Source organism: Caballeronia sp. EK (assembly GCF_014384845.1).
In the GTDB taxonomy this organism is placed as follows: Bacteria; Pseudomonadota; Gammaproteobacteria; order Burkholderiales; family Burkholderiaceae; genus Caballeronia; species Caballeronia jiangsuensis.
On record NZ_JACSUE010000026.1, the window covers coordinates 1 to 25,328 of the forward strand.

Consider the following 25,328-nt stretch of genomic DNA (forward strand, 5'->3'; position numbering starts at 1 on the left):
GCTGGCAAGCATGGCCAAACTGCGTGTGACCGCGGGCCTAAACGAGCTGCTTTCTTTGGTTACTTTCTTTGCAGCAGCAAAGAAAGTGACTGCCGCCCCGCACAGGGGCAGTGCTAATAGACCGACACGAACACGGGACCCAGCGAAAAAACAAAATTGCTGCAAACGCAAATACAACCCCCAGCGCGCCGCGCAAAAATCGCCTACTTTGTCGGGTAAAGGCTAGCCACGAGCACCGTGGAAAAGGATCCCTCCCCGCATGAAAACGCCAAAGGTTCTGCTTATCGGCGCCCACGGCCGCACGGGCCGACTGATCGCGCAGCGACTCCACACCGAATCCATACCCTTCCGCGCAATGCTGCGCAAATCCGCCCACAAGAGCGAACTCGCCGCGATGGGCGCCGAAATCGTCCTCGGCGATCTCACCAACGACTTCTCCCACGCCTTCGACGACATCACGCATGTAATCTACGCAGCCGGATCGTCGGAAACAGACAGCGTGCACGAGCAACGCGCGATCGACCGCGACGCCGTCATGCGCACCGCCGACTCCGCAAAACGCCGCCGCGTGCAGCAACTCATCGTCATCAGCGCGCTGTCAGCGTTCTACCCGGAGCGCAGCGGGTTCGCACTGCGCCACTATTCGCGCATGAAGCGCGAAGCCGATGAATACGTCGCGCATCGCGGCGTGCCTTACGCGATTCTCCGGCCCGGACCGCTATCGGACGAACCGGCGCACGGCGCGATCGCACTCGCCGGCGAACTCACGAAGCACAAGCCCGAGGTCTCGCGCGCCGACGTCGCGCGCATCGCGCTGCAATGCGTGACATGCGGCATCAACAACCGGATGATCGCGTTCGTCGGCGGCGACGAGCCCATCGACATCGTGCTCGATTCGCTCAGGCTCGAACCCGCGCACACGATCCGTCACGCCGCGCCGACAAGCCTGTAGCCCACGCCCGTTTCCGTCACGATATGCTCGGGCTGCGCGGGATCGCGCTCCAGCTTCTGGCGCAGATGCGCCATGTAGATGCGCAAGTAGTGCGGACTTTCCACATGCGACGGCCCCCACACCTCCACCAGCAATTGCCGATGCGTCAGCACGCGCCCCGCGTGCCGCACGAGCGTCGATAGCAGACGATATTCGATCGGCGTCAGATGCACGTTCTCGCCGTTCTTCACGACACGGCGCAGCGCGAGATCGACGCTCACGTCGCCGAACGCGACGACCGGCGTCTCCGACGCCTGCGCCTGATTGCGCCGCCGCAGATGCGCGCGAATCCGCGCCATCAGTTCCGAAACGCCGAAAGGCTTCGTCAGGTAATCGTCGGCGCCGGCGTCGAGCGCGGCCACTTTCTCTTCTTCCTGCGTGCGCGCCGACAGCACGATGATCGGCAACTCCGTCCAGCCGCGCAGCTCGCGGATCACGTCGATGCCGTCGGTATCGGGCAAGCCGAGATCGACGATCACGAGATCGGGCTTGCGCGTCGCCGCCTCGACGAGACCCTTCTGCCCCGTCTCCGCTTCATGGACCGTCATGCCCTGCGCTTCGAGCGACACGCGCACGAAGCGGCGAATCTGCTTGTCGTCCTCGATCAGGACGACGGTGAAGGACGGCTCGCTCATGGTTTTTTAGTTGCTCGTTATGGTGACGAACCGCCCCTCGGCGCGACTTCAGGGCAGAAGAATCGTCGAGCCGGTCGTCTTGCGCGCTTCGAGGTCTTCGTGGGCGCGCGCCGCATCGGACAAGGGATAGCGCTGGCGCACGTTCGTCTTCACCTTGCCCGATGAAACGACGTCGAACAGTTCCGCCGCCATCGCATCGAGATCGCTGCGCTTGGCGATGTAGCTGAAAAGCGTCGGCCGCGTGAAATACAGCGAGCCGCGTCCCGCAAGCTCGGACGAATCGAGCGGCGGCAGCGGCCCCGACGAATTGCCGAAGCTGACAAAGAGGCCGAGCGGCGCGAGGCAATCGAGCGACGCGATGTACGTGTCCTTGCCGATCGAATCGTAGACCACCGGCACGCCCGCGCCGTTGGTGATTTCGCGCACGCGCTGCGTGAAGTTCTCGCGCGTATAGACGATCGGGTAATCGCAGCCGTGCGCCTTCGCCAGTTCGGCTTTCTCGTCCGAACCGACCGTGCCGATCACCGTCGCGCCGAGCGCCTTGGCCCACTGGCACGCGAGCATGCCGACGCCGCCCGCCGCCGCGTGGATCAGCACGGTATCGCCCGCTTTCACGCGATACGTCCGCCGCAGCAGATACTGCGCGGTCAGGCCTTGCAGCATGATCGACGCGGCGTCATCGTAGCCGATCGCATCGGGCAACTTGACCACGTATTCCGCCGACATCACACGCTCTTCGGCATACGCGCCCGGCGGACGCGACGCATACGCGACGCGATCGCCTGGCTTGAACTGCGTGACGCCCTCGCCCACCGCCGTCACCTCGCCGGCGCCTTCCATGCCGAGGCCGCCGGGCAGCGGCATCGGATAGAGGCCGGTGCGGAAGTACACGTCGATGAAATTCAGCCCCACCGCATGGTGCTTCACGCGAATCTCGCCCTTGCCCGGCGCGCCCACGTCCACGTCGACCCACTTCATGACTTCCGGGCCGCCTGCCTTGTCGAATCGGATTGCCTTGGTCATCGCTCGTTCGTCTCCATCGGTTCGTCAGGCCCGCGCAAAACGCAGGCGCAGGTCGTCGAGAATCATGCGCGCCGTCGCGATGTTGGTCGCGCACGGCACGTTGTGCACGTCGCAAGCGCGCACGAGCGCGTTGATGTCCGGCTCGTGCGGCTGCGGAGTCATCGGGTCGCGCAGGAAGATCACGATATTCACGCGGCCTTCCGCCAGTTCCGCCCCGATCTGCAGGTCGCCGCCGTGCGGGCCGGAGAGCTTGCGCTCGATCTCCAGCCCGTGCGCCGCCGCGATGCGTCCGCCGGTCGTGCCCGTCGCAACGAGATCGCATTGCGCGAGCGTGTCGACGAACTCGCCCGCGAGCGTGACGATGTCGTCCTTCTTCATGTCGTGCGCGATCAGCGCGACGCGTGTGGTCATGTGCGTGGTCCTTGGTCAGTACGTGCCGGGGTAAGCGCCGCCGTCGATCAGCAGGTTCTGACCGGTGATGTAGCCCGCGTGCACGCTGCATAGAAACGCGCACGCACGGCCAAATTCCTCCGACGTGCCGAAGCGTCCGGCAGGCAGACTCTGCGCACGGCGCGCGCGCATGTCCTCGATCGAGATGTTCTGCGCCTTCGCCTGCGCTTCCATCGTCACGGCGATGCGGTCGGTGTCGAAGGTGCCCGGCAGCAGATTGTTGATCGTGACGCCGGTGGATGCGACCTTGCGCGCGACGCCCGCGACGAAGCCCGTGAGCCCGGAACGCGCGCCGTTGGACAGGCCGAGCACATCGATCGGCGCTTTCACCGACGAACTCGTGATATTCACGATACGCCCGAAGCCGCGCCCGATCATGCCGTCGATGGTCGCCTTGATCAGCTCGATCGGCGTCAGCATGTTGCCTTCCAGGGCCTTGATCCACATGTCGTGCGTGAAGGTGCGGAAGTCGCCCGGCGGCGGGCCGCCCGCGTTGTTGACCAGAATATCGGGTGATGGGCACGCGGCGAGCGCCGCGGCGTGGCCTTCGGGCGTCGTGATGTCGCCCGCGACCGTCGTGACGGTCACGCCGTATTGCGCGCGGATGTGCGCGGCCGTCGCTTCGAGCGTTTCCGCCGTGCGCGCGGTGATGACCAGATTCACGCCCTCGGCGGCGAGCGCTTCGGCGCAGCCTCGTCCGAGGCCCTTGCTCGCCGCGCACACCAGCGCGGTGCGGCCCGCGATTCCCATATCCATCGTCGATCCTCCAGTTTTGTTTATGCGTTGGTCGAACATGCGCGCCGTGGCGCACGCGGGTCTCATGTCTATCGCGCAATTCTAGAAGAATCGGGGCGGCAACGTCGGCGGCCGTATGGGACGAGGCACGCGATTCTTCTTAGGCGCGGGCGGGCTTTTGGGTAAACTGTCGCCACTGTCGCTCCCCGAGCGTCGCAGGCAGAACATCACACGAGCAGGACGCGCCGCGCGCGCGAGACCCATGAAACAAGACAGCCGCTTTCCCAATCTCTTCATCCTCGATCACCCGCTGATCCAGCACAAGCTCACCCACATGCGCGACAAGGACACATCGACGCGCACGTTCCGCGAGCTGCTGCGGGAAATCACGCTGCTGATGGGCTACGAAATCACGCGCAACCTGCCGCTCACGACCAAACGCGTGGAAACGCCGCTCGTCGATATCGACGCGCCCGTGATCGCCGGCAAGAAGCTTGCGATCGTGCCGGTGCTGCGCGCGGGCATCGGCATGTCGGACGGCCTGCTCGATCTGGTGCCGTCGGCGCGCGTCGGGCATATCGGCGTGTATCGGGCGGAGGATCATCGCCCGGTCGAGTATCTCGTGCGCCTGCCGCCCGATCTGGAAGAGCGCGTCTTCATCCTGTGCGATCCGATGGTCGCGACGGGCTACTCGGCGGTGCACGCCGTCGACGTGATGAAGCGCCGCAACGTGCTGAGCGAGAACATCGTGTTCGTCGCGCTCGTCGCGGCGCCGGAAGGCGTCAAGGTGTTCCAGGACGCGCATCCGGATGTGAAGCTTTACGTGGCGTCGCTCGATTCGCATCTGAACGAGCATGCGTATATCGTTCCGGGCCTCGGCGACGCGGGCGACCGCCTGTTCGGCACGAAGAACTGAGCGTCCGTTTCATTCCGCGTTTTCGCCCTCGACCGCCGCGCCATCCGCGCGGCGGTTTGCGTTTACCGCCGCCTTCGCACGATTTCGCCGCGATTCGTGGGAATTTCACGCGGTTTGCATCATTTTTCCCGTTTCAGTCGGCGCGCAGCGGTTCAGGGAGCGCGCGCCGCCATGCTAAAATTTCGGTCTGCTCCTATTCGGGTAACGCCGGATCCGACGATCCGCGAGCGAACCCGCAGCCGCCGGAGAGCCGCGGCGCGGACAGACACATTCGGCATCAAAGCAAGCACGACAGCACACTAGGCGCACGGCTCGACGCCCGAGCGCGATGGAGAAAGGTAATGGCGGGTCATTCCAAATGGGCCAACATCAAGCATAAGAAAGCCGCGGCCGACGCGAAGAAGGGCAAGGTCTGGACGCGCCTCATCAAGGAAATCCAGGTCGCGGCGCGCATGGGCGGCGGCGAGGCCGATTCGAACCCGCGCCTGCGTCTGGCCGTCGACAAGGCTTACGATGCCAACATGCCGAAGGACAACATCAACCGCGCGATCCAGCGCGGCGTCGGCGGCGTCGATGGCGCGAACTACGAAGAAATCCGTTACGAAGGCTATGGCATCGGCGGCGCGGCGATCATCGTCGACACGATGACGGACAACCGCACCCGCACCGTCGCGGAAGTGCGCCACGCGTTCTCGAAGTTCGGCGGCAACATGGGCACGGACGGCTCGGTGTCTTTCATGTTCGATCACGTCGGCCAGTTCCTGTTCGCGCCCGGCACGCCGGAAGACAAGCTGATGGACGCGGCGCTCGAAGCCGGCGCGGACGACGTGGTGACGAACGAAGACGGCAGCATCGAGGTGATCTGCCCACCGAACGATTTCCAGAAGGTGAAGGACGCGCTCGAAGCCGCGGGCTTCAAGGCGGAACTCGCCGAAGTGACGATGAAGCCGCAGACGGAAGTCGAGTTCAGCGGCGACGACGCAGCGAAGATGCAAAAACTGCTCGACGCGCTCGAAAATCTCGACGACGTGCAGGAAGTCTATACAAACGCCGCGATCAACGAAGACTGAGCTTCGTATCGCGCGGGGCGCGGCGCAACGAAAGCCGCCCCGCCCCCGCATGGAACATCTTTCGCTTCGGCTCGCATGCCGGAGCAGCGCCGCGCGATCTTTGCGGCGCGGCATCGCCCCTGGAAGGCGCGTGACGCAGCCGATGTCAGCGCGAGCCGCCTTCGCGACGCATCGACCGCCGTCATGCGCGCAAGTCAGGGGCCGTGCGCCCGCCGCTTTTTCTCAAGCCGCTTTTTGTCAGGATTTCGGGGATTCAAATGAAGTTACTCGTCGTCGGTTCCGGCGGCCGCGAACACGCGCTGGCCTGGAAGCTCGCGCAATCGCCGCGCGTGCAGATCGTCTATGTGGCGCCGGGCAACGGCGGCACCGCGCAGGACGAGCGTCTGCGCAACGTCGACATCACGGACCCGGCGGAACTCGCCGATTTCGTCGAGAAGGAGCATGTCGCGTTCACGCTCGTCGGGCCGGAGCAGCCGCTCGCCGCGGGCATCGTCAATCTGTTCCGCTCGCGCGGCCTGAAAATCTTCGGGCCGAGCCGGGAAGCCGCGCAGCTCGAAAGCTCGAAGGACTTCGCGAAGGCGTTCATGAAGCGCCACAACATCCCGACGGCCGAGTACGAGACCTTCTCCGACACCGCCGCCGCGCACGCGTATATCGACGCGAAAGGCGCGCCGATCGTCGTCAAGGCGGACGGGCTCGCGGCCGGCAAGGGCGTCGTCGTGGCGATGACGCTGGAAGAAGCGCACGCCGCCGTCGATTCCATGCTCGCCGACAACAAGCTCGGCGACGCGGGCGCGCGCGTCGTGATCGAGGAATTTCTCGCGGGCGAGGAAGCGAGCTTCATCGTGATGGTGGACGGCAAGCACGTGCTCGCGCTCGCGTCCAGCCAGGACCACAAACGCCTGCTCGACGGCGACAAGGGTCCGAACACGGGCGGCATGGGTGCCTACTCGCCCGCGCCGATCGTCACGCCGCAACTGCACGCGCGCGTGATGCGCGAAATCATCCAGCCGACAGTGCGCGGCATGGAAAGCGAGGGCATCCGCTTCACCGGCTTCCTGTACGCCGGCCTGATGATCGACGCGAACGGCAACCCGAAAACGCTCGAATTCAACTGCCGCATGGGCGATCCGGAGACGCAGCCGATCATGGCGCGCCTGAAAGGCGACTTCTCGAAGGTCGTGGAAATGGCGATCGACGGCAAGCTCGACACCGTCGATCTCGACTGGGACCGCCGTACGGCGCTCGGTGTCGTGCTCGCGGCGCACAACTATCCGGAGACGCCGCGCAAGGGCGACCGCATCAATGGAATTCCGGCGGAAACCGAGAATTCCGTCACTTTCCACGCGGGCACCACGCTTACCGACGGGAAACTCACGACCTCAGGCGGACGCGTGCTGTGCGTCGTCGGTCTGGCGGATTCCGTGCGCGGCGCGCAATCCGTGGTCTACGATACAGTCAACCAGATTTCCTTCGACGGCATGCAGTACCGTCGGGACATCGGCTATCGGGCGGTGAACCGCAAGCAATCGGCGGACAAGCCTGGCGACAAGCACTGAAGCGGCACCGCGCGGCTTGCGCCGCATGAGCCGACGCACTGCCGGACCTCGTGTCCGGCAGCGTGCTTTTCAGAGTTTCGAGACGAAGGGTTAACCCCCGCCCATTCATGGCCGCCTACAGGGCGCACGCAGCAATCGATGAGTGAACCGAACCGCAGCGCGGAACAACACAACGAACACGACGCAGCCCACGATATCGCAGCCGTCCGCGACTATCTGACGGGCCTGCAGACGCGCATCGCCGATGCCCTCGGCGCCTTCGACGGCACCGCCTTCGCCACCGATGCCTGGACCCGCGAGCCCGGCGCGCATCTGCGCGGCGGCGGCGTCACGCGCATTCTGGAAGGCGGCGGGTTTTTCGAGCGCGGCGGCATCGGCTTTTCGGACGTGCAGGGTGACGCGCTGCCGCCTTCCGCGAGCGCGGCGCGTCCGCAGCTCGCGGGACGCGGCTTCGAAGCGCTCGGCGTGTCGCTCGTGATGCATCCGCGCAATCCGCACTGCCCGACCGTGCACATGAACGTGCGCATGCTCACCGCGACGAAGCCGGGCGAAGCGCCGATCTTCTGGTTCGGCGGCGGCATGGATCTCACGCCGGTCTACGGCTACGAGGACGACGCGCGGCATTTCCATCGGGTCTGCCGCGACGCGCTCGATCCGTTCGGCGCGGACCTGTATCCGCGCTTCAAGACGTGGTGCGACGAGTATTTCTATCTGAAGCATCGCAACGAGCAGCGCGGCATCGGCGGCATTTTCTTCGACGACTTCTCGGAGCCCGGCTTCGAGCGCTCGTTCGCGATGATGCGAAGCGTCGGCGATGCGTTTCTGAAAGCGTATCTGCCGGTCATCGAACGCCGCCGCGACACGCCGTATTCGGCGCACGAGCGCGAGTTTCAGGCGTATCGGCGCGGGCGCTACGTCGAATTCAACCTCGTGTTCGATCGCGGCACGCACTTCGGCCTGCAAAGCGGCGGACGCACGGAATCGATTCTGATGTCGATGCCGCCCGTCGCGAACTGGCGCTACGACTGGCAACCCGAGCCCGGCACGCCGGAAGCGCGGCTTTACGAAGATTTTCTGGTGCGGCGGGAATGGCTGTGACCCAGGCCGCATCGGTCCGCGCGTCGTGCGCCAAGCGCGTCGGCCTGTTCGGCGGCACCTTCGATCCGATCCACAACGGGCATCTCGCGCTCGCGCGGCGTTTCGTCGAGTTGCTGCGACTGACCGATCTCGTGCTGCTGCCCGCGGGTCAGCCGTGGCAGAAGGCGGGCGTATCGGCGCCGGAGCATCGGCTGGCGATGACGCGCGCGGCGGCGGCTTCGCTCGAACTCGACGGCGTGCAGGTCATCGTCGCCACCGATGAAATCGATCGCCAGGGCGACACCTATACCGTCGACACGCTCGCCCGCTGGCGCGAGCGCGAAGGCGCGGACGCATCGCTTTCGTTGCTGATGGGCGCGGATCAGCTCGTCAAGCTCGACTCGTGGCATCAATGGATGCGGCTCTTCGACTACGCGCATGTCTGCGTGGAGACGCGCCCCGGCTTCGATGTCGCGACGCTGCCGGCGGCGGTCGCGGCGCAAGTGCAAAAGCGCGCCGCGTCACCCGAAACATTGCAAGCGAGCCCGCACGGGCACGTGCTCATCGACGAGACGCTTCTCATCGACGTATCCGCCACGGCGATCCGCGAGGAAGCGCGCACGATGACAGACGAACACGATGCCCGCACGCAGGCCCGCGATCACGTCCCCTCGGCTGTATGGGACTATATTGTTCAACATCACCTGTACCAGACACGGTAACCATGGAACTTCAGAAGCTTCAACGCGCGATCATCGACGGTCTCGAAGACGTCAAGGCGCAAGACATCAAGGTGTTCAACACCACCCATCTGACGTCGCTGTTCGACCGCGTGGTCGTGGCGAGCGGCACGTCGAACCGGCAGACCAAGGCAATCGCCAATAGCGTGCGCGAGAAGGTCAAGGAAGCCGGCGGCGATATCATCAGCACGGAAGGCGAAGAGATCGGCGAATGGGTGCTGGTCGATTGCGGCGACGCGGTCGTCCACATCCTGCAACCCGCGCTGCGCCAGTACTACAACCTCGAGGAAGTCTGGGGCGACAAACCCGTGCGCGTGAAGCTGCAAAAGCCGAACATGTTCGGCGGCGCGAACGTCACCGCCGACGAAGACGAGGACGAGGAAGACGACGCATCCGCGGTCAAACGTCCCGCGCGCAAGACCACGCGCAAGCACTGAAGCCGCTTCATTCGATGAAGCTGGTCATCCTCGCCGTCGGACACAAGATGCCCGACTGGATCACGAATGGCTTCGACGAGTACGCGAAGCGCATGCCGCCCGAACTGCGCATCGAGCTGAAGGAAATCAAGCCCGAGCAGCGCTCGTCGGGACGCAATGCAGAAAGCGTGATGGCGGCCGAGAAGCAGCGCATCGAAGCCGCCTTGCCGAAGAACGCGCGCGTCGTCGCACTCGACGAACGCGGCCGCGACTGGACCACGATGCAACTCGCGAACGCCCTGCCCGGCTGGCAGCAGGATGGGCGCGATGTCGCGTTCGTGATCGGCGGCGCGGACGGGCTCGATCCGGCCGTGAAAGCGCGCGCCGAGCTGATGCTGCGCATATCGAGTCTCACGCTGCCGCATGGCATGGTGCGCGTGCTGCTTGCCGAACAGCTTTACCGCGCGTGGAGCATCACGCAGAATCATCCCTATCATCGCGCGTGAGGCTTTTTCGATGTCGGATCGAATGCCGTGCGCGCCATTCGAACCCGACTTCAAGATGCCGACTCATCCCTTCGTTTATCTCGCGTCTCAAAGCCCGCGCCGTCAGGAGCTGCTGCGTCAGCTCGGCGTGCGGTACGAACTCCTCCTTCCCCGTCCCGATGAAGATGCCGAAGCGCTCGAAGCCGAGCTGCCGGGCGAATCCGCCGATGCGTATGTCGTGCGCGTCTGCGCGTTGAAGGCGCACGCGGCGCGCGCGCGGCTCGTTGCGGGCGGCCATGCGAGCGCGCCGGTTCTCGTCGCCGATACCACCGTGACCATCGACGGCCTGATCCTCGGCAAGCCGCAGCATGAGGAAGACGCCGTCGCGATGCTCGAACGCCTCGCGGGTCGCGAGCACGAAGTGCTGACGGCGCTTGCCGTCGTCGATGCGGAAGGCGCGCTGCTCGAACCCGCGCTCTCGCGCTCGACGGTGCGCTTCGCGCGCGCCGATCGTGCTGCGCTGCAACGCTATGCCGCGTCGGGCGAGCCGCTCGGCAAGGCGGGCGCGTACGGCATACAGGGACGCGCGGCGGAGTTCATCGAGCGAATCGACGGGTCCTATTCGGGTATCATGGGTTTGCCCCTTTTCGAAACAGCAGCACTCTTGCGCGTGGCGCGCGTCGCATTCTAAACAGGCCATGAACGAAGAAATCCTGATCAACGTCACACCGCAGGAAACCCGCGTCGCACTGGTTCAGCAAGGCGCCGTTCAGGAACTTCACGTCGAGCGCACGCTTTCGCGCGGACGCGTCGGCAATGTCTATCTCGGCCGTGTCGTGCGTGTGCTGCCGGGCATGCAGTCCGCGTTCATCGATATCGGCCTCGAACGCGCCGCGTTCCTCCATGTCGCCGATATCTGGCATCCACGTATCGCGGGCGAGCCGCATTCGTCGGCGCCGCATGTGCCGATCGAGAAGATCGTCTTCGAAGGGCAGTCGCTGATGGTGCAGGTCGTGAAGGACCCGATCGGCACGAAGGGCGCGCGGCTGTCGACGCAGGTGAGCATCGCGGGCCGCACGCTCGTGTATCTGCCGCAGGAGCCGCATATCGGCATCTCGCAGAAGATCGAGAGCGAGGCGGAGCGCGAGGCCGTGCGCGCGCGCCTGACGGCCGTGCTGCCCGCCGACGAGAAAGGCGGCTATATCGTGCGGACCATCGCCGAAGACGCGACGAGCGAAGAGCTCGCGGCCGATGTCGCGTACCTGCGCAAGACCTGGGCGACGATCGTGGCTCAGGCGCAGCGCGTGCCGCCCACTACGCTGCTCTATCAGGACCTGAACCTCGCGCAACGCGTATTGCGCGATTTCGTCAACGACGAGACCACGCGCATGCAGGTCGATTCGCGCGAAACGTATCAGATGCTCGCCGACTTCGCGGCGGAGTTCACGCCCGCGGTTGCGCCGCGTCTTCACCACTACACCGGCGAGCGTCCGCTATTCGATCTGTACAACATCGAGGCGGAGATTCAGCGGGCGCTGTCGCGGCGCGTCGATCTCAAGTCTGGCGGTTATTTGATGATCGACCAGACCGAGGCGATGACGACCATCGACGTCAATACGGGCGGCTATGTCGGCGCGCGCAATTTCGACGACACGATCTTCAAGACGAACCTCGAAGCGGCGCATACGATCGCGCGGCAACTGCGGCTCAGGAATCTCGGCGGGATCATCATCATCGATTTCATCGACATGGAGAATGTCGAGCACCGCGATCAGGTCCTGTGGGAACTGAAGAAGGCGTTGTCGCGGGACCGGACGCGTGTGACGGTGAACGGGTTCTCGCAGTTGGGGCTCGTGGAGATGACGCGAAAGCGCACGCGCGAGTCGCTCGCTCATGTGTTGTGCGAACCGTGCCCGATATGCGAAGGCAAGGGTCAGGTGAAGACGCCGCGGACCGTGTGCTATGACGTGCTGCGCGAGATCATGCGCGAATCGCGGCAGTTCAATCCGCGCGAGTTTCGGGTCGTGGCTTCGCAGGAGGTGATCGATTTATTTCTCGAAGAAGAGTCGCAACATCTGGCCATGCTGATGGACTTCATCGGGAAGCCGGTTTCGTTGCAGGTGGAGAGTAATCTTAGTCAGGAGCAGTATGACATTGTGTTGATGTGAGGATTGAGCCGGGTCGATTCGTATTTGATTCATCGGCGCGACGTCGAACCCGGATCGACGATGTCCTCTTCGAACACGCGCGCGTCAACCGAATCGCATTCAATGGCGAGTTCCGCGCCCAGTGTCGAGTACACGAAGGCGAGCGTGTTTGCCTTCCTGTTAGTAAGACGTTCGCCGGTGGCAAGCACCCTACAGGCGCGCTCATACTTCGCGTCCTCCGGCGAGATGACATGAATCCCATAAACGATATTCAGCAAACCGAGACGGTCAACCGCTACGCACGTCGCGCCATTGAAGGTCACCACTGCGCGCCGGCTTTCGAGGTGCAGTCCGAGCGCGAACGTCCGAGGTTCGATATTCGGGCCGATGCTCAAGCTATCCAAATACCAGTCGTGGAAGTAATTCCACGTCTGCAAAGCCTCATCGTTCATCTTGATCTACCAAGGTAGAAGGGAAACAGGCGCAGCGTCGTTCTATACATTCTTCCAACTCTACGCTCTGCATCCACCGCCCCCATCGTGGTGGTCCTGCACGCCGAGCTTCACAGGCATGATTCCTCGCGCTGTGCCGAGGGTCGAGATTGATAGCATAACGAAGTGTATGGATCGTTCGTATGTGCGGACGGTTTGAACACGTACGACGTCGTGTTTAATTTATGACGCTCGGCGACGTTCGCATCGCCCCGGCATCTCTTCTCCGAACCGCGTCTTTCGTTAATGCGTTGCCACGATCAGTCGCCAACGAATGGCTTCCCTGGTCGAATGCTGATGATGGTTTTGCGGCGGCAATGGATGACCAGACGTGGACACGATACTCTTGCCACACGCTTCGCATCGGTAGATTCCTGAATGCGGCGTCGCTTGTCCGGGATCGGCAAGTGCGTCGAACGCTGCGTGATCGATTTGCTCGATAAATCGGGGATATTTGTGGTAGGCCATCGGAATCGTCCGCCTCGGTTCAGAGAGGACATGATCCCGTTAGGCGCAATTCGCGTGAACAAGGAATTTCCTATATGTCCACGCAAAGAAATTCCTCGTCCTGTCCCCGCGTCACGCCGCCTGCTGCTGATACTGAATCCGATGCAAATGGGCATACAACCCATCCTTGCGCAACAATTCGGCATGACTGCCCTGCTCCGCGATCTTCCCCGCCTCCATCACGAGGATGCGGTCCGCGCGCTCGATCGTCGACAACCGGTGCGCGATGACGAGCGTGGTGCGTCCCTTCATCAGCGTTTCGAGCGCCGACTGCACATGCCGCTCCGATTCCGAATCCAGCGCCGAGGTCGCTTCGTCGAGAATGAGGATCGGTGCGTCTTTGTAGATCGCGCGCGCGATCGCGAGACGCTGACGCTGCCCACCCGACAGCCGCATGCCATTGCCGCCGATAAGCGTATCGATGCCATCCGGCAGCGACGCCACCACATCCGACAGATTCGCCGCAACGAGCGCCGACATCACGCGCTCGCGATCCGGCGTCTGACCGTACGCAACGTTCGCCGCGATCGTATCGTTGAACAGCACGACGTCCTGGCTGACCATCGCGAGCTGGCCGCGCAGATCGTGCAGGCTGTATTCGTTGACAGGCACGCCATCGACGAGCACCTGACCGGCACGCGGATCGAAGAAGCGCGGCAGCAGGTTCACGAGCGTCGTCTTGCCGCTGCCCGACGGGCCCGCAAGCGCGACCATCTCGCCCGGTGCGACCTTGAACGACACGCGATCGAGCGTCGGCCGGTCGATGGAGCCGTAGCTGAAGGTCACATCACGGAATTCGACTTCGCCGCGTGCGCGCGGAAGACGGCGCCCGCCGCCCTCGGGCTCGGCCGGTTCGTCGATCAGTCCGAAGATCAGTTCCGCCGCGGTCACGCCGCGCTGCATCGGCTGATTGATGTCGATGAGATGCTTGAGCGGCGAAATCACGAGCAGCATCGACGTGACGAACGCGACGAAGCCGCCGACCGTCGTCTGATCGTGCGCCGACTGCACGACCGCGATCGTCAGCACGATAGCCAGCGCGATCGACGCGAGAAACTGCGTGAGCGGCTGCGCGAGCCCGCCGGAAACCTGCATGCGCATCGAGTAACCGCGCAGGCGATGGCTCATCTCCGAAAAGCGGTCGATCTCGTAGCGCTCGCCGTTATGCACCTTCACGACCTTGTAGCCGCCGACCGTCTCCTCGACGACGTACGACAGTTCGTTCGTCAGCGCCTGATGCTCGCGGTTCAGACGCCGCAGACGGCGGTTGATCTTGCTGACGAGCCAGCCGATCGCGGGCAGGATCACCGCGACGATCAGCGTGAGGCGCCAGTTGAGAATGAACAGATAGCCGAGTAGGAACACGACCGTGAGCGAATCGCGCACGAGCGTCACAACCACGCTCGACAGCACATTCAGGATCTGGTTGACCTCGAAAACGATCGCGTTGATGACCGTGCTCGCGGTCTCGCGCTGAAAGAAGCCCGCGCTCGTGTGGATCATGCGGTGGAACATTTCGAGCCGCAGTTGCAGCAGGATCTTGTTCGTCACGTAGGAGAGGAAATAGCCGGACGCGTACTGCGCCGCACCGCGCACGAGCGCGAGCCCTACGACGGCGAGCGGCACGAGCCAGCGCGCGTGATCGCTGCCTTTCGAGCCGAAGCCGTGATCGAGCAGCGGTTTGAGCAGCATCGGAATGCCGGCCTCGCTCGCGGCAACGATGCCCATCGTCGCGATGCCGAGCAACGCCATGCCGAGCAGCGGACGAATGTACGGCCAGAGCCGCTTCAAAACGGCCATTGGCGACGATACGTCGGTGCCGCCGATCGTCTTGCGCAAGGTTGCCTGTTTATTCAAGAGGTGATCTCCTACTCGCCGCACTCGTCGGCTGCCCTGCGCGTCGAGCAGTCTCTCTCGTTCATCGCGCGGGCGCCCGGCGGCTACAGATAGTCAGTTTGAAGCCGCGCCCGCGCTCGACGCGCGGGACTGGCTCTCGCGGCGGGGCGCCGCGGCAATCAGTATTCCAACGAGAAAGACCAGCAAGTTTCCTTCCGTGAAATTGAGCAGCAGCGAATTCGCGCAACATCCCAGCGCGAACGCGAACAGATAGCCGATTGCGACGCCTCGCTCGGGCGCGGCAAGCTGGCTGCATTCTAGCGCGAGCGTGATGAACAGCGCGACGAGCAGCGCCACGCCGACGACGCCCAGTTGAACGCCCATCAGCAGGAACTCGTTGTGAGGATTGCCGATCATGACGAAATTCGCGCCTGCGTTCGCGCTCTGGAGACGCTCGAACTCCGTGCGCACGCTGCCGGCGCCGTATCCGTAAAAGGGTCTGTGCGCGATCAACTCGATGCTGCGCCGATAGTACTCGTATCGCAGACCCATCGACGTGACTTTGTTCTGCGTCTCGAACTGGGTGATTTCCTGCGCGGTGCCGGCGAGGCGCGAGTCTTTCGCGTACAGCACGAACGCCGCGATGCACACCGCGATCATGATCGCGCCCACGCCGGCGATCCAGCGCGAGACCTTGTCGTGTTTGCGGAACTGAACGGCCTGCATGACGAGGAAGATCGCCATGTAGAAGATCGCGACGACCTGACCCGTGCGGCCTTGCAGGACGAAGAGGACATTGCCCATCGCAAGCAGCGAAACCAGCGCGAGCAGGATCCTGGCAGTCCGGTTGCGCGTCGTGCCGGCCAGCGACCAGGACTGACACACGAGAAACGCCATCATCAGGCCGCCGGAAATGTGGTCCTTGAACACCCACGGCTTCGAGACGGGGTCCGTGCCGTGTCGCGGCCCGACCGCGGTCCAGCCAAGAAAATTGGTGTAAGTCAGCACCATCGAGAGGACGAGCGCGGCGAACAAGCCCCACGTCGCCATGGCCGACCATTTCGTGCGCTCGCTGTCGGCGAAGACGAGAATCAGCAGCGGAATGAACAACAGCTTCCGATACTTCATCAGGAAGTCGATTGCCTCGCTCGTCGGCGCGGCCGTGTACGCGACGCTCAACGCCAGCGCGACGAAGAGCGCAAGCGCGATAACCGCCGCACGCGAGCGCTTCCACAGCCCACCCGCCCGCCGCCATACTTCCGGCGACGTCAGCGCGAACACGGCGCACGCCGCCGAGCCCAGATTGACGCCCGCCGTCGAAATCGGCACGAGCCAGAGCGTGACGACCGCGAACCATTTCGCCGCGATCAACTGGTAAGAGTCAGGACCCGACAAGCTCGTATTCCAGATCCGTGTGATTTCCATAGTGTCGTAAAGATGCCGTGCGCGCTCGTCCGAGCGTTTCGTTGCGCCTCGATGCGCGCCGTTGTTCAGTCGCTGCCGCCCAGGCCGTTCGCGAGATACCCGACCTCGCGCAGAAAAGCAGTGTTGGGTTGCAGTGTACGCGTGCGCCGTCAGACGCCGCGCGCCGCGCCGCCCTGCCGATAGACTTCTTCAGTGTCCGCGATGAAGCGCTCGTCCGAAAACTCGTGGACGGCTCGCTCGCGCGCGCGTGCTCCGATGGCCGGCAATCGATCGCGCCCGGCGATGATCGTCTGCAGCAGCGAAGAAAGGCCCGCGGTGTCGCGCGGTTCCACGATCCAGCCATCCACGCCGTCGTCGATATTTTCCGGCAAGCCGGCGTAGCGCGACACGATCACGGGCTTGCCCATCGCCATCATTTCCCGGCACGCGAAGGATACGGTTTCGATCGCGTAGGACAGCACGAAACCGATGTCGAATGACGCGATCACACTCGGCACATCCTCGACGAATCCCGCGACATGCACGCGCCCGCTCATGCCGAGCGCCTCGATTTGCCGACGCTGCTCGGCGTTCGGCTCGACGCCCGCCACGACCACCATCACCTCATCGCGCAGCGGTTCGGGCAGCGCCGCCACCGCCTCGATCATGCCCATGGTGCCTTTGTACCAGTCGAAGCCGGTCACGGTACCGATCACGAGCCGGTCGCCTGCGCGCGGCCCGAGCAAAGCGCCGCGCTGTTGCGCCGCCGCCTGCGGATCGCGCGGCGCATAGCGGCCGACCGTATCGATGCCGTTCTTGATGACCGTGACGGGACAACGCCCGTAGACCGACTCGCGCATCAGTTGCGCGGTCGAGTCCGAGACGGCGATGACGTCGTCGGTGGCGCGCGTCGCTCGCAGTCTCGTCAGGAAATCGTGCTTGATTCGGATCGAGTTGTGCTTCGTCAGGACGATTCGCGGACGCTTTCCCTTCCACGCGAGCATGACGAGCATCACCAGCCGATGATCCGGCGATCCATTCACATGAATGACGTCGAAGCGCTCGCGTTCGAGCAGACCCCGCAGCGCGCGATATTCTCCGGGCAGCTTTGCGAGTTCCTTGAACTTCGCGGAAAAATCGATCGGAAAGGTCGTGACGCCGGGCAACGCGCCCGCCTGCATGAAGAGACGGCTCGTGGCCGGCGCCGCGACGAAGATCCGATGCTGCGGCGACAACGCCTGCGCGATGGCAAGGATATAGGTATCGTGACCGCCGCCCCGACCGCGGTGGAAGTTAGTCAGAAGAATTTTCAAGCCGGTTTCCTTACATGCTCGATGGCGTCGAGTGCTTCGGCGACGGAGGGTGGCCTGCCGTCGTCGCCGATGGAAATGCACAAGTCCGGAATATCGATGCCGAAAAGCGGACGCGACGTCGCGCTGAAGATCATCACGGTCGGCCGGCGCAGCGCGCTCGCGAGATGCACGAGGCCGGTATCGGTTCCAACGACGAGCGCGCTCAACTGGATACACTGCGCGAGCTCGACGACCGACATCTTCGGCAGCACATGCGCGCCGGGCACGCCTCGCGCGATGGCTTCGGCGTTGTCGCGCTCGGCATCGGTGCCCCACGGCAGCAAAGGCGTCACGCCACGTTCGACGAGCGACTGTCCCACCGCGATCCAGTTCGCGACGGGCCACTTCTTCTCTTCCTTCGACGTCGCATGAAACAGCAGCGCGTACGGCGCGTGCCTGACCGTCTCGGGCGGCACGGCGGGTTGAGGCACGGTGAGAACGATCGACGGAACGGGTTCGATCGGATAGTCGAGCGCTTCGCTCAGCGCGCGGCGCATGCCGTCCCACGCGTTCCTGTCGTGGCGCGGCGCGAACCGGTCCGAATAGGCGAATGCGGCGCCGCGTTCGCCGAGATTAACGTTGTCGTAACCGAAGCGGCGTTTTGCGCGCGCGAGAAACGAGATGATGGCGCTCTTGTAGACGCCGTGCAGATCGAAGACCGCATCGTAGCGTTCGCGGCGCAGTTCCTTGATCGACGCCCAGATCGCCGCAAAATCTTTCGCACTGCGGGTTTTCTTGAAGCGGCGCAATGGCGCATACAGCACACGCGAAATCCCGGGATTCCAGCGCAATATGTCCGCGAATGCCTCATCGACGGCCCAATCGATCTGCACGCCCGGAAACGCGCGATGCAGGTCCGCGACGACAGCCTGTGCCTGGATCACGTCGCCCATCGAAGTGACCTTGACTACTAAGATTCGCTTCATTCAGAAAATTGCGGGAAAGCCCGTTGCGACCGTTGTGAGAGTTGCTCTCGGAAAGTGAATCCGGAACGTGGCGCCACGAGAGATATGCGATAGCAAGCGCTATGACCGTCTCGCGCATTTCCCGTCCGGGCTCTTGCGACAAGACTGATGTGTGACATTATACAGTCCCCGTTCTCCTGAAACCGGCTATCACGGGGCCAATCGGCGGGTCGCCGGGGCGAAACTCGTCTCGCTGCCGCCCGCGTCAGGCATACCGCCCAGCAAAATGAACCGACCCACACTCGGCATCGCTCTCATCACCTACAACGCGTCTGCGCGGCTCGCGCAGTGCCTGCAATCGGTCGCCTTCGCGGACGATATCGTCGTGATCGACGGCGGCAGCACCGACGGTACGGCCGAGATCGCGCAGGCGCACGGCGCGCGCGTGCGGATCGAGCGCGACTGGCCCGGCTTCGGGCCGCAGAAAAATCGCGCGCTCGACGCGCTTTCCACCGACTGGATCCTGTCCATCGACGCGGACGAAATCGTCACGCCGGAGCTTGCGGCGGCCATTCGAACGGCCATCGATACGCCACGCGCCGACGTCTGCACAGTCGACCGGCTTTCGAGCTTCTGCGGCGAATGGGTCAGACATAGCGGCTGGTATCCCGACCGTCTGGCGAGGCTCTTTCGACGCGGCTCGGCGCGCTTCTCGGATGACCTCGTGCACGAGCGGCTGGTCTTCGACCCGGCGACGCCCGTTGCGCGACTCGAAGGCAAGCTGCTGCACTACTCGTACGAAGACTTCGAGACCGTTCTGCGCAAGCTCGATGCGTATTCCAGCGCAGGCGCGCTGCAACGTCATTCGGCTGGCAAGCGCGGCAGTCTGGGGATTGCCGTGACGCGCGGACTATGGGCGTTCGTGCGCACCTACTTTCTGCGTCGCGGGTTTCTGGACGGCCGGACAGGCTTCATGATCGCGGTGTTCAACGCTCAAACCGTCTATTACCGCTTTCTGAAGCTCGCCCGTCTCAACGACACGCGCTGACACCGCCGGCGGCGGCGTCAGTAGACGATTTCGATCGCGCTGCCCGCGAATTCACCGCGCAGCGCCGTGATGAGTTCGTCGGTTGGCTTGACGCGCCACGCGTCGCCGAGGCGCACTTCGCCTTCGGCATGCTCGCTGCGATAGACGATGCTCACGTTCAGGCCGTTCGGAATGGGCGCGCTTTGACGCGAACGGCCGTTATCGCGAGCAGACGGCGCGGCAACGGGCGCAGGCGCTTCGGCGCCCGCCGCATGCGCTTCGAGCACGCGACGCAGGCGCAACGCATCGGCGTTGCCGTTCATCTCGACCTTCACGGACTGCGCATAGCGGCTGCGCGCGCGCTCGAGGTCCATCGCCGTATCTACGGTGAAGCGGATGCCCCCCGTGAACGCGTCGTTGCGCGCCTGACCTTGCACGACGAGCAACTCGTCTTCCTTGAAGAGCGCCTTGTTCGCCTCGAACTGCTCGTTGAAGACGGTGACTTCGCACTGGCCGCTGCCGTCGTCGAGATTGACGATCAGCATCTTGCCCCGCTGCGTCATCTGCGTGCGCATCGCCGAAATGACGCCCGCGACCAGCTTGTCGCGCCCTTCTTTCAGCTCGCCGATTTTCTGGCGCACGAAACGGCGCACTTCGCCCTTGTACGCATCGAAGAGATGGCCCGACAGATAGAAGCCGAGCGCGGTCTTCTCTTCCTGCAAACGCTTCTTGTCCGACCACTCGGCTTCGTCGACGTACTCGTGTTTCGCGAGCGGCGCGTCGCCCATGTCGAAGAGACCGGCCTGCATCGCGTTCGCGGCGGCCTGATCGGCGGCTTCCATCGCGAGCGGCACCGATGCGAGCAGTTGCGCGCGATTCGCGTGCACCGTGTCGAACGCGCCCGAGCGGATCAACGCTTCCACCGTGCGACGATTCACGACACGACGGTCGATGCGCTCGCAGAAATCGAACAGATCGACGAACGGACCGTCCTCGCGCGCGCGCAGGATTTCCTCGATCGCGTTCTGCCCGCTGCCCTTCACCGCGCCCAGACCATAGCGAATGGTTTTCGAGCGCTTGCCGTCAGGTTCCGCGACCGGCTCGAAGCGATACGCCGAGCGATTGATGTCCGGCGGCAGCACCGCCATGCCGTTCGTCGCGCAGTCCTCGAAGAGGATCTTCACCTTGTCGGTGTCGTCCATGGCGAGCGACATGTTGGCCGCCATGAATTCCGCCGGATGATGTGCCTTGAGCCACGCCGTGTGATACGCGAGCAACGCATAGGCGGCCGCGTGCGACTTGTTGAAACCGTAGCCGGCGAACTTCTCCATCAGGTCGAAGGTTTCGTCGGCCTTCTCGCGCGTGAGGCCGTTCTTTGCCGCGCCTTCCGCGAAAATCTCGCGATGCTTGGCCATCTCCTCGGGCTTCTTCTTGCCCATCGCGCGACGCAGCAAGTCCGCGCCGCCGAGCGAGTAGCCGCCGATGATCTGCGCCATCTGCATCACCTGCTCCTGATAGACCATGATGCCGTAGGTCTCTTTCAGAACAGGCTCGACGCGCGGGTCCGGATATTCGACGATCTCGCGTCCGTGCTTGCGCGCGCAGAAGCTCGGGATCAGGTCCATCGGGCCCGGACGATACAACGCCACGAGCGCGATGATGTCCTCGAAGCGGTCCGGCTGCGCGTCCTTCAGCATGCCTTGCATGCCGCGGCTTTCGAGCTGGAACACGGCGACGGTGTTCGCTTTCTTGAGGATCGAGAACGACGCCGGATCGTCGAGCGGCACCTGCGCGAGATTCCAGTCCTTCTTCGACGGATCGAGCCGGCGGATATAGCGCTCGGCCCAGTCGAGAATGGTGAGCGTGGTCAGGCCCAGAAAGTCGAACTTCACGAGGCCGACAGCTTCAACGTCGTCCTTGTCGTACTGGCTGACGACGCCGCCGTCTTCGCCCTGCGTATAGAGCGGGCAGAAATCCGTGAGCTTGCCCGGCGCGATCAGCACGCCGCCCGCGTGCATGCCGACGTTACGCGTGAGCCCTTCCACGCGCTGCGCGAGTTCGAGCAGCTGATGCACTTCGTCTTCGTTGTCGAAGCGTTCCTGCAGCGCGGGCTCTTCCTTCATCGCATCCGCGATGGTCACGTGCTTGCCGGGCTTGAACGGAATCAGCTTCGCGATGCCGTCCGTGAACATGTAGCCGAGATCGAGCACGCGGCCGATGTCGCGCACCGCGGCCTTCGCGGCCATCGTGCCGAAGGTGGCGATCTGCGAGACGGCATCGGCGCCGTACTTGCCCTTCACATACTGGATGACGCGGTCGCGCCCTTCCTGACAGAAGTCGATGTCGAAGTCGGGCATCGACACGCGTTCCGGATTCAGAAAGCGCTCGAACAGCAGGTTGTAGCGCAAAGGATCGAGGTCGGTGATGCCGAGCGCGTACGCGACCAGCGAACCCGCGCCCGAACCGCGGCCCGGACCGACCGGCACGCCATTGTTCTTCGCCCACATGATGAAGTCGGCGACGATCAGGAAGTAGCCCGGAAAGCCCATCTTGATGATCGTGCCGCACTCGAAGTCGAGGCGCGCGTAATACGTTTCGCGCTGCGCTTCACGTTCGGCGGCATCGGGATAAAGCTGTTGCAGCCGGACTTCGAGCCCTTCCTTCGACAACTGCACGAGGTAGTCGTCGAGCGACATGCCATCGGGCGTCGGGAAAAGCGGCAGCTTCGGCTTGCCGAGTTCGAGCGTCAGATTGCAGCGCTTCGCGATCTCGACGGTGTTCGCGAGCGCCGACGGAATGTCCGCGAAGAGCGCGCACATCTCGTCCTGCGTGCGGAAAAACTGATCGTTCGTGAAGCGTTTCTGACGCCGCGGATTCGCGAGGATATCGCCTTCGGAAATGCACACGCGCGCTTCGTGCGCGGTGTAGTCGTCGGGCGTCATGAACTGCAGCGGATGCGTTGCGACCACGGGCAGCTTCAGCTTCGCGGCGAGCCTGACCGCTTCCTGAACATAAGCCTGCTCGCCCGGCTGACCCGCGCGTTGCAATTCGATGTAGAACGCGTTGGGAAAGAGCGCCGCCCAGCGCTCGGCATTGCGTTGCGCGGCGGCTGCATTGCCCGCCGCGAGCGCCATGCCGATGTCGCCTGTCTGCGCACCCGAGAGCGCGAGCAGCCCGGCGGCCAGACCTTCTTCGAGCCATTCGACCATCACCTCGGCGCGGCCGCGATACTGATTCGTGAGCCACGCGCGGCTCAACAGCTCGCACAGATTGAGATAGCCCTCTTTGTCGCGCACGAGAAGAAGGAGACGCGAGGGCTTGTCGCGATCGGCGGGATTGGTGATCCAGACATCGCAGCCCGCGATGGGCTTGACGCCATTGTCGCGCGCTTCCTTGTAGAAGCGCACGAGACCGAACGCGTTGCCGAGATCGGTCAGCGCGAGCGCGCCTTGCCCGTCTTTTGCGGCAGCCTTGACGACGTCGTCCAGCCGCACGATGCCGTCGGCAATCGAGAATTCGGAGTGGACGCGGAGATGAACGAAGCGGGGATCTGACATGGCGGTATTGTACATGCGGGACATACGCAAAATCGGGCGCGGCGATCGCGTTGGCCGAACGGATAAGGCCCGCGCGCACGCCCGAAATTGCGCACGCGCAAAGCGAAGCGACGCGGCGGATCGAATCCGGGAGGGCCACACGCCGTTTGCGGGATAATACGTGTTTTGCGCGCGATTCATCCGCGCACTTTTTACCCGTTACAGCCGTTTGCGCGTCATCCGATCATGAGCATTCTGAACCTCTCCGCCTATAAATTCGTCACCATCGAGGACGGCCTCGCGTGGCGGCCGCTCGTCACCGAACGCTGCAACGCGCTCGGCCTGAAAGGCACGATTCTGCTGGCGCCGGAGGGCATCAACCTTTTCATCGCGGGGCCGATCGCCGAAGTCCGCGAATTCATCGACTACATCCGCACGGATGCGCTCTTCGGCGGCCGTTTCGCCGATCTGCAGTTCAAGGAAAGCCTTTCCGCGAAGCAGCCGTTTCGCCGCATGCTGGTGAAACTCAAGCGCGAAATCATCACGATGAAGAAGCCCGCGATCAGGCCGGAACTCGGCCGCGCGCCGTCCGTCGATGCGCCCACGCTGAAAGCCTGGCTCGACCGCGGCCACGACGACGAAGGCCGTCCGGTCGTGATGCTCGACACGCGCAACGCGTTCGAAGTGGATGTCGGCACGTTCGACAACGCGCTCGACTACCGCATCACGAAGTTCAGCGAGTTTCCCGAGGTGATCGAGCAGAATCGCGCGGATCTGCAGGACAAGACCATCGTGTCGTTCTGCACCGGCGGAATCCGCTGCGAGAAGGCCGCGATTCACATGAAGGAAGTTGGCATCGAGCATGTCTATCAGCTCGAAGGCGGCATTCTGAAGTACTTCGAGGAAGTGGGCGGCGCGCATTACACCGGCGAATGTTTCGTGTTCGATTACCGCACGGCGCTCGATCCGAGCCTGCAGCCCACCGCGACCGCGCAATGCTTCGGCTGCCGCGCGGTGGTGTCGGTCGAAGATCAGACGTCGCCGTTCTACGCACCGGGCGAGACGTGCCCGGCTTGCCATCCCGACGCAAAGGTCAGCCGCGCGGCTTAAGCGCCCAATGTCCTATCGCGGCCGCTTCGCGCCCTCGCCCACCGGTCCGCTGCACGCGGGTTCGCTCGTCAGCGCGCTCGCGAGTTTTCTCGATGCGCGCGCGCACGGCGGAAGCTGGATCGTGCGCATCGAAGATGTCGATGCCCCGCGCACGGTGCCCGGCGCCGCCGATGAAATCCTCGCGACGCTCGCGCAGTTCGGCATGCATTCGGACGAAGCTCCGGTCTGGCAAAGCGCGCGCGGCGATGCGTATCAGGCCGCGTTCGAACGCCTTCAGACGGCGGGCTTCATCTATCCGTGCGGCTGCACGCGACGCGAAATCGCGGATTCTCTGGTGCACGCGCATGCGCGCCACGCGACGCTCGCCTATCCGGGAACGTGCCGCGACGGCCTGCACGGCAAGCCCGCGCGCGCATGGCGGCTGCGTGTGCCGGATGGCGATGCGGCGGTCATTACGTTCGTCGATCGCTGGCAAGGACAGCAAACGCAGAATCTCGCGACGGAAGTCGGCGATTTCGCGCTGAAGCGTGCGGACGGGCTGTGGGCTTATCAACTCGCGGTCGTCGTCGATGACGCCGACGCCGGTATCACGCATATCGTGCGCGGTGCCGACCTGCTCGATTCGACCGCACGGCAAATCTATCTGCAGCAGTGCCTCGGTGTGCCCACACCGGCTTATCTGCATGTGGACGTCGTCAACAACGATGCCGGCGAAAAACTGAGCAAGCAGACGGGCGCGACGCCGCTCGACCGGCATGCGCCGCTCGAAGCGCTCGTCGAGGCGGCGAGGCATCTCGACATCCACGTTTCGGCTGGTTCGCTCGACATGTTCTACAGCGCCGCGACGGCCGAATGGGCGAAGCGCTTCGCACGCTAGGTCCATCGCCCAAAAGCAAAAAAGGCAGCCGCACGGGCT

General features: G+C 63.9%; 24 protein-coding genes. 14 read left to right on the forward strand and 10 right to left on the reverse strand.

What is annotated here, in order from left to right; all coding sequences use genetic code 11:
* Both IAG25_RS41265 and IAG25_RS37980 read left to right on the forward strand, forming a co-directional pair.
* Nucleotides 1-226: hypothetical protein (locus IAG25_RS41265; protein ID WP_222946839.1), on the forward strand; the 226-nt coding region annotated here is incomplete at its 5' end.
* A gap of 33 nt (nt 227-259) precedes the next feature.
* Nucleotides 260-952 (forward strand): SDR family oxidoreductase, encoded by a 693-nt coding sequence (locus IAG25_RS37980; RefSeq protein ID WP_187609439.1) that lies wholly within the window; start codon nt 260-262, stop codon nt 950-952.
* Here the strand turns inward: IAG25_RS37980 and kdpE are convergent.
* Genes kdpE through IAG25_RS38000 form a run of 4 tightly spaced genes read right to left on the reverse strand, consistent with a single transcriptional unit; the run spans nt 928 to nt 3,855 of the window.
* Nucleotides 928-1,626, reverse strand: coding sequence for a two-component system response regulator KdpE (gene kdpE / locus IAG25_RS37985; protein WP_035510430.1), 699 nt, complete (start codon nt 1,624-1,626; stop codon nt 928-930). The genes IAG25_RS37980 and kdpE overlap by 25 nt on opposite strands.
* A 48-nt stretch (nt 1,627-1,674) precedes the next feature.
* The gene (locus tag IAG25_RS37990) at nt 1,675-2,649 is read right to left on the reverse strand and encodes a quinone oxidoreductase family protein (RefSeq protein WP_187609440.1); all 975 of its coding nucleotides are present in this window, start codon (nt 2,647-2,649) and stop codon (nt 1,675-1,677) included.
* A gap of 24 nt (nt 2,650-2,673) precedes the next feature.
* Nucleotides 2,674-3,060, reverse strand: coding sequence for a methylglyoxal synthase (locus IAG25_RS37995; RefSeq protein ID WP_035510424.1), 387 nt, complete (start codon nt 3,058-3,060; stop codon nt 2,674-2,676).
* Between the two features lie 15 nt (nt 3,061-3,075).
* Nucleotides 3,076-3,855: an SDR family oxidoreductase gene (locus tag IAG25_RS38000; RefSeq protein ID WP_187609441.1), complete on the reverse strand. Its 780-nt coding sequence runs from the start codon at nt 3,853-3,855 to the stop codon at nt 3,076-3,078.
* Between the two features lie 241 nt (nt 3,856-4,096).
* On the opposite strand from IAG25_RS38000, the gene upp reads away from it, so the two are divergent.
* From upp to rng, 9 genes are all read left to right on the forward strand, one after another.
* A complete protein-coding gene (gene upp, locus IAG25_RS38005) occupies nt 4,097-4,750 on the forward strand; it encodes a uracil phosphoribosyltransferase (RefSeq protein ID WP_035510419.1) in 654 nt (217 codons plus the stop codon).
* A gap of 341 nt (nt 4,751-5,091) precedes the next feature.
* Nucleotides 5,092-5,820, forward strand: a complete 729-nt coding sequence (locus IAG25_RS38010; protein WP_187609442.1) for a YebC/PmpR family DNA-binding transcriptional regulator — start codon at nt 5,092-5,094, stop codon at nt 5,818-5,820.
* A 257-nt stretch (nt 5,821-6,077) separates the two neighbouring features.
* Complete coding sequence (gene purD / locus IAG25_RS38015) at nt 6,078-7,379, forward strand: phosphoribosylamine--glycine ligase (protein WP_187609443.1); 1,302 nt, start codon at nt 6,078-6,080, stop codon at nt 7,377-7,379.
* Nucleotides 7,380-7,517: 138 nt separating this feature from the next.
* Nucleotides 7,518-8,477, forward strand: a complete 960-nt coding sequence (gene hemF / locus IAG25_RS38020) for an oxygen-dependent coproporphyrinogen oxidase (protein WP_187609444.1) — start codon at nt 7,518-7,520, stop codon at nt 8,475-8,477.
* Nucleotides 8,468-9,178, forward strand: a complete 711-nt coding sequence (locus tag IAG25_RS38025) for a nicotinate-nucleotide adenylyltransferase (RefSeq protein ID WP_187609445.1) — start codon at nt 8,468-8,470, stop codon at nt 9,176-9,178. The genes hemF and IAG25_RS38025 overlap by 10 nt, the downstream gene beginning before the upstream one ends.
* A 2-nt stretch (nt 9,179-9,180) precedes the next feature.
* The gene (rsfS, locus tag IAG25_RS38030; RefSeq protein ID WP_187609446.1) at nt 9,181-9,633 is read left to right on the forward strand and encodes a ribosome silencing factor; all 453 of its coding nucleotides are present in this window, start codon (nt 9,181-9,183) and stop codon (nt 9,631-9,633) included.
* A 14-nt stretch (nt 9,634-9,647) separates the two neighbouring features.
* Nucleotides 9,648-10,118 (forward strand): 23S rRNA (pseudouridine(1915)-N(3))-methyltransferase RlmH, encoded by a 471-nt coding sequence (rlmH, locus tag IAG25_RS38035; RefSeq protein ID WP_035510408.1) that lies wholly within the window; start codon nt 9,648-9,650, stop codon nt 10,116-10,118.
* Nucleotides 10,119-10,173: 55 nt separating this feature from the next.
* A complete protein-coding gene (locus IAG25_RS38040) occupies nt 10,174-10,788 on the forward strand; it encodes a Maf family protein (protein WP_187609447.1) in 615 nt (204 codons plus the stop codon).
* Between the two features lie 7 nt (nt 10,789-10,795).
* Entirely contained in the window at nt 10,796-12,265 is a 1,470-nt protein-coding gene (gene rng, locus IAG25_RS38045; RefSeq protein ID WP_187609448.1) for a ribonuclease G, read from the forward strand.
* A 29-nt stretch (nt 12,266-12,294) separates the two neighbouring features.
* Here the strand turns inward: rng and IAG25_RS38050 are convergent, their stop codons facing one another.
* From IAG25_RS38050 to waaC, 5 genes are all read right to left on the reverse strand, one after another.
* On the reverse strand, nt 12,295-12,696 hold the full coding sequence (locus IAG25_RS38050) for a hypothetical protein (protein ID WP_255504283.1): 402 nt from the start codon (nt 12,694-12,696) through the stop codon (nt 12,295-12,297).
* Nucleotides 12,697-13,314: 618 nt separating this feature from the next.
* Entirely contained in the window at nt 13,315-15,099 is a 1,785-nt protein-coding gene (msbA, locus tag IAG25_RS38055; RefSeq protein WP_187609449.1) for a lipid A export permease/ATP-binding protein MsbA, read from the reverse strand.
* 93 nt (nt 15,100-15,192) lie between these two features.
* Entirely contained in the window at nt 15,193-16,503 is a 1,311-nt protein-coding gene (locus tag IAG25_RS38060) for an O-antigen ligase family protein (RefSeq protein ID WP_187609450.1), read from the reverse strand.
* Between the two features lie 149 nt (nt 16,504-16,652).
* Nucleotides 16,653-17,795: a glycosyltransferase family 4 protein gene (locus IAG25_RS38065; protein ID WP_187609451.1), complete on the reverse strand. Its 1,143-nt coding sequence runs from the start codon at nt 17,793-17,795 to the stop codon at nt 16,653-16,655.
* Nucleotides 17,792-18,760: a lipopolysaccharide heptosyltransferase I gene (gene waaC, locus IAG25_RS38070; protein WP_187609452.1), complete on the reverse strand. Its 969-nt coding sequence runs from the start codon at nt 18,758-18,760 to the stop codon at nt 17,792-17,794. Before waaC ends, IAG25_RS38065 begins: the two co-directional genes overlap by 4 nt.
* Nucleotides 18,761-19,025: 265 nt before the next feature.
* On the opposite strand from waaC, the gene IAG25_RS38075 reads away from it, so the two are divergent.
* Nucleotides 19,026-19,787, forward strand: a complete 762-nt coding sequence (locus IAG25_RS38075) for a glycosyltransferase family 2 protein (protein WP_187609453.1) — start codon at nt 19,026-19,028, stop codon at nt 19,785-19,787.
* Nucleotides 19,788-19,804: 17 nt separating this feature from the next.
* On the opposite strand, the gene dnaE is transcribed toward IAG25_RS38075, so the two are convergent.
* On the reverse strand, nt 19,805-23,338 hold the full coding sequence (gene dnaE / locus IAG25_RS38080; protein ID WP_187609485.1) for a DNA polymerase III subunit alpha: 3,534 nt from the start codon (nt 23,336-23,338) through the stop codon (nt 19,805-19,807).
* Between the two features lie 210 nt (nt 23,339-23,548).
* On the opposite strand from dnaE, the gene IAG25_RS38085 reads away from it, so the two are divergent.
* The gene (locus IAG25_RS38085) at nt 23,549-24,412 is read left to right on the forward strand and encodes a sulfurtransferase (protein WP_187609454.1); all 864 of its coding nucleotides are present in this window, start codon (nt 23,549-23,551) and stop codon (nt 24,410-24,412) included.
* Nucleotides 24,413-24,419: 7 nt separating this feature from the next.
* Complete coding sequence (gene gluQRS, locus IAG25_RS38090) at nt 24,420-25,289, forward strand: tRNA glutamyl-Q(34) synthetase GluQRS (RefSeq protein WP_187609455.1); 870 nt, start codon at nt 24,420-24,422, stop codon at nt 25,287-25,289.
* Nucleotides 25,290-25,328 lie beyond the last annotated feature (39 nt).